General features: G+C 24.7%; 7 protein-coding genes. 6 read left to right on the plus strand and 1 reads right to left on the minus strand.

What is annotated here, in order from left to right; genetic code table 11:
- Positions 1 to 258: 258 nt before the first annotated feature.
- From MBCUR_RS00115 to MBCUR_RS00140, 6 genes are all read left to right on the plus strand, one after another.
- The gene (locus tag MBCUR_RS00115) at positions 259 to 540 is read left to right on the plus strand and encodes a 50S ribosomal protein L44e (protein ID WP_067088665.1); all 282 of its coding nucleotides are present in this window, start codon (positions 259 to 261) and stop codon (positions 538 to 540) included.
- Between the two features lie 4 nt (positions 541 to 544).
- Positions 545 to 724: a 30S ribosomal protein S27e gene (locus MBCUR_RS00120; protein ID WP_067088668.1), complete on the plus strand. Its 180-nt coding sequence runs from the start codon at positions 545 to 547 to the stop codon at positions 722 to 724.
- Positions 725 to 936: 212 nt separating this feature from the next.
- The gene (locus MBCUR_RS00125) at positions 937 to 1,716 is read left to right on the plus strand and encodes a translation initiation factor IF-2 subunit alpha (protein ID WP_067088671.1); all 780 of its coding nucleotides are present in this window, start codon (positions 937 to 939) and stop codon (positions 1,714 to 1,716) included.
- Between the two features lie 198 nt (positions 1,717 to 1,914).
- The gene (locus MBCUR_RS00130) at positions 1,915 to 2,082 is read left to right on the plus strand and encodes an RNA-protein complex protein Nop10 (protein ID WP_067088674.1); all 168 of its coding nucleotides are present in this window, start codon (positions 1,915 to 1,917) and stop codon (positions 2,080 to 2,082) included.
- A 209-nt stretch (positions 2,083 to 2,291) separates the two neighbouring features.
- Positions 2,292 to 3,065, plus strand: coding sequence for a proteasome assembly chaperone family protein (locus MBCUR_RS00135; protein ID WP_067088677.1), 774 nt, complete (start codon positions 2,292 to 2,294; stop codon positions 3,063 to 3,065).
- A 288-nt stretch (positions 3,066 to 3,353) separates the two neighbouring features.
- A complete protein-coding gene (locus MBCUR_RS00140) occupies positions 3,354 to 5,036 on the plus strand; it encodes a CFI-box-CTERM domain-containing protein (protein WP_067088680.1) in 1,683 nt (560 codons plus the stop codon).
- Positions 5,037 to 5,306: 270 nt separating this feature from the next.
- Here MBCUR_RS00140 and fhcD read toward each other — a convergent pair whose 3' ends face one another.
- Positions 5,307 to 6,200 carry a formylmethanofuran--tetrahydromethanopterin N-formyltransferase gene (fhcD, locus tag MBCUR_RS00145; protein ID WP_067088683.1) on the minus strand — a complete coding sequence of 298 codons (894 nt, stop codon included), beginning with the start codon at positions 6,198 to 6,200 and terminating at the stop codon, positions 5,307 to 5,309.
- Between the last annotated feature and the right edge of the window lie 796 nt (positions 6,201 to 6,996).

Raw genomic sequence — 6,996 nt, forward strand, 5'->3', positions numbered from 1 at the left:
TAATTATACTTTTTATTTTATTTATGAAAATCTATTCTTCTTAAAAATTCATTTTTTAAGTCCTATGAAATATCTTATTTTTAATATTTTCTGTTTATTTTTTCTATATTATTTATATCCTACAAATTTAACTATATGTTAAAATTTATCTTTAATTTCATTTTAAATTTGATTTTTTAAGTATTTATAATCATATTATTTAATTACAAATAGTTATATCAAATGATTTATATCAAATATTAATGATTGGTGATTGTTATGAAAATTCCTAAAGAAAAAAGAACATACTGTCCAAAATGTAAAAGACATACAGTTCATGAACTTCATGTAGCTAAAAAAAGAAAAGCAAGTGAATTAAAATGGGGTCAAAGACAATTTAGACGTGTCACTGCTGGTTATAGAGGTTATCCAAGACCTTTACCTGCTGGAAATAAACCAGTTAAAAAGTTAGACCTAAGATTAAAATGTAAAGAATGTGGAAAATCCCATATTGCTTCTTCATTTAGAACTAGTAAACCAGAATTTGTTGCAGATAGGTGAGATTATGGCAAGTAAAGGAAGAGGAAAGTTTTTAAGAGTTACATGTTTAGATTGCGACAATGAACAAATTGTCTTCAATCGTGCAGCATCTACTGTTCAGTGTATTATTTGTGGTAAAACCATAGTAAAACCGAAAGGTGGAAAATCTGATGTTTTTGCACGTGTAACTGAAGTTGTACGTTAAAATAAGATTAATTTATTTTTTTAACAGTTACTTTGTCTTTAAATTTAGTTATAATTGAAATAATTTTATTTAAATTTTAAAAGACTATTTTAGCTATTTTTTATAAATTCATTTTTTAATTTAATTTTTTAAACTTTAATTTTTTTAATTTAGCTTCTTAGTTTAGCTTCTTAATTTAGTTTTTCATTTTATTTATTTTATTTGGTGTTTTTATGGTAAGGAAAAGTCAACAATGGCCTAGCGAAGGAGAACTTATAGTGGCTACAGTCTATAAAGTTCTTAATTATGGTGCTTTTGCTAAGCTTGAAGAGTATGAAGGAAAAGAAGCTTTTATCCATATTTCAGAGGTTTCTGCTGGTTGGGTAAAAAATATTAGAGATTATGTAAGAGAAAATCAAAAGATTGTTGCAAGAGTACTTCGTGTAACTCCAAGTAAAGGACATGTGGATGCTTCTTTAAAGAGAATAAGAGAAGATCAACGAACTAAAAAAATTCAGCAATGGAAAATTGAACAAAAAGCTGAAAAATTCTTAGAGTTAGCTGGAAAATCTTTAAATAAAGACTTAGATACATCTTACAGTGAAGTAGGGTATAAATTAATTGATATATTTGGAGATATTTATGGTGCTTTTGAATCTGCTGCTGAAGAAGGAGAATCTACTCTTTTAGATGAAGATATTCCACAAGAATGGATAGAAATCATTGTCGATGTTGCTAATAAGAATATTACTCCTCCAGAGGTTCAAATTTCAGGATATGTTGATATTGAAACTTTTGTTCCAAATGGTGTTGAAATAATTAAAAAAGCTTTAAAGGCAGCAGAAAGCGATAATATTAGAGTTCAATCTGTAGGGGCTCCTCGTTATAGGTTAACTGTTAAATCTACTGATTATATCCAAGCAGAAAAAGATTTAAAAGATGCTGCTAAAAAATGTATTGATGTTGTTACTTCATCAAATGGCAATGGTGAGTTCTTACGAGAATTATCTTAATTTTTTTATTAATCCTTTAATTTACCATATTGTTTGTTAAAAGCTTTTTTTAGTATTTTTTTAGCATTTTTAATGCTCTTTTTTTATTTATTTTTACTTATTTATTTATTTTATTTATTTCATTTATTTTATTTCATTTTATTTTTTTTATCATATTTATTTTTGATATTTTAATGTTTTATTGGGGTTGTGTTTTTTATGAAAATGAAGATGAAAAGATGTAATATTTGCATGATTTACACTATAGAGGAGACTTGCCCTAAGTGTGGAGGCTCATTAAATGTTATCTATCCACCAAAGTACTCTATTGAAGATAAATATGGAAAATATCGTAGAAAATTAAAAGAAGAATTGAATAATCAATAAAAATTCTTTACTTTCATATTTTTCTATTCAATTATTATATCAATCATTTTTAATGTTTTTAATTAATTTTATCTAATTTTATTTAATTTTATTTATATATTCTATTTATTTAATGTAGATATTTTATTTAATGTATATATTTTTTTATCATTATTACAATATGAATACTTATTTCATATTTTATTGCTATTTACTATGAGGTTGAACAAATGAAAAGTACACAGATAAATGTTTTAGAAAAAGTTAAATTAGATAACCCTATTTTTATTGAAGCACTTCCAGGAATTGGTCATGTTGGTAAATTAGCTGCTGATCATATTATTGATGAATTTGGTGCAGTTAAATTTGCAGAAATTTATTCTCCTGCTTTTCCTCCTCAAGTTTTTGTAGATGAAGATGGATTAGTGGAAAACATGATAAATGAGTTCTATTACTTAAGATCAAATGAAGAAAGAGAAAGAGATTTCATCTTACTTGTTGGTAATTCTCAAGCACTATCTCCTGAAGGTCAATACGAATTATCTGGTATTATTCTAGATTTTATAGAACAACATGATGTTAAAGAAATTTTTACATTAGGTGGACTTGCTACAGGTCATCCTATTGATGAATCTAAAGTTTATGGTTCTGCAACAGACATTGAGATTATTGAAACATTAAAAGAAGCAGACATTAAAATTCGTTCAGCTGATGGTGGAATTGTTGGAGCTTCTGGATTACTTTTAGGTCTAGGTAAACTTAGAGGGTTAAAAGGAGCATGTTTGATGGGTGAAACTCCTGGATATTTTATAGACCCTGAAGCTGCAGAAGCACTTATTGATAAATTAGCTATTTTACTTAACATAACAGTCAACACTGATAAATTAGAAGAAAGGGCTGAAGAAACTAGAAAAATGATTTCTAAAGCTCAACAAATTGAATCAGAAATGTTTGGAAAAGGTAAAGTTGGTCAAGGTGATGATGACCTTAGATACATAGGTTAACTATATTTATTTTTTCTATCTTTTTAATCAAAATCTTCTATTTTTTTCTATTTTTTATTCTTTTTATCTATTTTTATCTATCTACTCCCTATTTTTTATCTATTTCCTATTTTATTTATTTATTTTATTTTGTTCTATTTACTCATATTTTTTATTTATTTATCCTATTTTTATCTTATTTTTTTATTTTATTCTTTAATACTTTTTTTATATCGTTTATATCATTTCTGTTTTGTTTCTTCTTTTTATTGAAAAAGTATTTAAATAATTTTGTTGATATTGTTAGTTATGGAAGAGATAGTCTGCGAAGTCTGTGGTAGTAAAGACATTAAAAAGAGAGGAAAGCTACATTCTTGCAATAGCTGTGGTAGTGAATATCTCCCTGAAACAATTCAAGATTCAAATATTGATGAAACAGAGGATATTTTCACTATTTTAGGTATTGAAGATTTAAGAAATGAGAATTTATCTGATACTGAGGAATTATTTGAATCATCTTTTGATTTTAGAAATGAAGAAGGTGAAGTTTTAGATGAAGAGTCAATGGAAATGATTTTTGCTTATTTAGATGACTTAAAAGTTAAATTTCTAGAAAAAACTAATCTTGATGGGAATAAGTTTAAAAATAGTGATTTAGAAAAAGAACCTTTAAAAACTGAATTTTTAGAATATGTTAAAGCAAATATTGTTACAATTGATAAAAATAATTTAAATGAACATGAATCAGATAAAAAGTACTATGAAGATAAAAATAGAAAAGTTAAGAATAATAATGACACTAATAATAACATTAATACTAATAACACTAATAATAACAATAAGAACAATAACAATAAAAATCGAAATAAAAACGACCGAAATAAAAAATATCAAAATAAGAATAATCAAATAATAGATGGAAATGCTAAAAATAAAAATAATTTAAAGCCAAAAATAAAATCTGAAAATGACCAGGAATTGAATAATAAAGAGTTTTTAACTCTGATTGTTGACAAAAAGTATTTTGATAAAGAAATTTATAAAAAATATACAGAATTTAGTGAAATTATTAATAAAAACACTAGTAAGAATAATAGTAAAAATATTAATGGCAACAATAATTTAAATCTTGAAAAGTGGGAAAAAGATTATTACAATGGCTATTTATCTGCATATAACTCAACAATTAGCGATTTTAAACTAAATGATGCCATAATTTATTTTAAAAGAGGGATTGAAAAACTTGATGGTTTAAATAATGATGAAAAAAAAGAGGAACTAAAATTTGATTTTTTAGATTTAGTAAATGGTTTGGGAAATTGGACTTTAGATTGTTTTAATCATTATCACTTTGAGGAAGAGTTAGAGACTCTAATTTTAAATTTAAAAGAATCCATCAATGCTTTAGATGAGACTTTAGCTTATTTTTCACAAGAAATTGTTGAAGTTAATGATGAAATATACATTTCATATACTTCAATTCTAAAATGGTCAATTGAGATATGCAGAGATCATTTTTACCTTGTTTGCAATGAGAGAAATATTAAAGAAAAAGTCGAAAGAGGAAAACCACAATTTTATTTTGACAATCAGTATAAAAATGACTCTCAATTTAGTGATTTTGACCAACAAATGGCTGAAACTAATAATGAGCTTAGAAAATTTGCCATTAAGAACTATGATAATTATTTAGAAAAAATTAAAAAAATTAATCCTTCATTTAAAGATGAAAAAATTAAAAAAAGCGATAATGGGGGATGTTATATTGCAACAGCTATTTATGGTTCTTACAATAGCTATGAAGTTTTAATTTTACGAGAGTTTAGGGATAAGATTCTTTTTAATAATATTTTTGGCAGAGCATTTATTAATTTATATTATTTTTTAAGTCCAAAGATTGTAAAACTTTTTGGAAATAAAAAATTCTTTAATCTCTTTTTTAAAGGAATTTTAGACAAAATAATTATACAATTAAGAAAAAAATATCTTTAAAAAAATAGCTTTATAAAACATGTATAAAAATGTATGAGATTGATAAAATTAGTACAATAAAATCATCCTATAAAATTATCATATAAAACTATCTATATTAAAATCATTAAAGTGGATATAGAATAGCTTAAATATAGTTTTTTTATAATTAGTGGAAGTTAAATCTTTTTTAAAAATCTAAAAATTTAAGAATTTAATAATTTAAAAGAATAAAAATGTAAAAAAAAGTAAAAAATAAGAGATTAAAATCTCTTTTTAGTTTAGAAATATTTAGAATAAATCTTTTAAATTAATTTTGTATGCACCTAAGTTTCCACCAAAGTTTCCTGCATTGATTTCAATAACTCCAGGAACACTAGTTGCTGCCTTAATGCCTTCATACATTGCTTTTTTAACAGATGTTTCGTCAACACCATCTATAACAATTTCATATATGCCATTAACAGCTGCACTGATTTCACTACCTTCTATTTCGTTTTTTAATCCAACACACATTTTTTCATTGGTTGATGCATTTAAGAAAGTGTAACTGTTACATCCTACTTTAGATCCAGAAGCTACTACACCCCCAGGGAAGGGAGTAATTGTTCCAGGGACATTACTTATTGCGTCAACAGCTGCTTGAGCACCTATAAGAGCTGACATTTTACTATCTCCACCAACAAAGAAGTTTCCACCTGCAACTCCATCTTTTATGCCGAACTCACTCTCAACTAAAAATTCTCCAGACATTATAGGTATTGAATGGACTTTTCTACCAGCTATTTCAAGTTCTTTTTCATATCCATCACCGAAGAACTTTAATTTAAATCCTTCATTTAAAAGTTCATCAGGATTTTCTAAAGCATTGAAAACAGCTGTTGTAGGAGCAGTTAAAATGCCCATTCCAATTCTTTCTAACAGTTCATGGGATAATTTCTTTTTACTGCCTTGACAGATCATTATTACATAACCTGGTCTTCCATCAGGAGTTTCTGTAGGAGGGAGATAAACATCTATTCCTGCTTCTGCTGGACATCCTATAACAGATGTTGCATATCCAGTTGCCTCTGTTGTAGCAGTTAAAGCTAATTCTTTTGTTGCTGCAGTTACTAAAAGTCTTGAAACTTTAATTCCAAATGCTTCTGCATAAGTATCTATAATTTCTACACCATTAATTTCCATCAAATCACCTTTTTAATTGTAAACTTTCTTTTTTTAAAAATTTTAAGCTATTAATTCAATTTTTCAAATTTGAATTTTAATTCAATGCTATTCAATTTTATTCAATTTTATTCAATTTTATTCAAATTTAATTAAATTTTAAACCTATTTAAATTCATTTTACTAAATCATTAAAACGTTGTAAATATTAAATTTTAATTTCAATAATTTATTTAACATTTAATTTTTTATATTTATGATAAAATAAAGTTTTCTATTTAATTTTTGTTTTGAAGATGTCTCATGGTTAAAATTTTTAGAGATTTGAGGAAATTAACTCTTTTTAAAAAAGATTTAAATACTTCATAATTGCTAACTTCATTGTATTTTGTAAAACTATTTTTTGATAAATTTATAATTTAAATTTTAGTTAATATTAAATCTTTAAATATGAATTAAAGCAAATTATGATTTTAGTAAAAATAATCATGGGACATCTTCCACTTTTTAAAAAAAATTTTAAATTAAAAAATAAATCCTTTTTACTCTTTTTCTGTTTACTTCATTTAATTAATATTTTTATTACATTTAACTTTCTTTTATTTTATTACTGCTCTGAAATATTGTGTTTTAAATTTTGAGGTATTAAACTTGTTTTCTTTTTTGATATAAAGTTCTAATTGTTTTCATTTTTTGTCCATGTTTTGCTTTTTTATTATAAATTATTATATTTATTTTTCCATTGATATATATTTTTATATTTGATTTATTTAGAAAATTGTTTATATATAACGAATGAAACTTATTTATTAGCTGA

The sequence above is a fragment of the Methanobrevibacter curvatus genome, from assembly GCF_001639295.1.
Classification (GTDB): domain Archaea; phylum Methanobacteriota; class Methanobacteria; order Methanobacteriales; family Methanobacteriaceae; genus Methanoflexus; species Methanoflexus curvatus.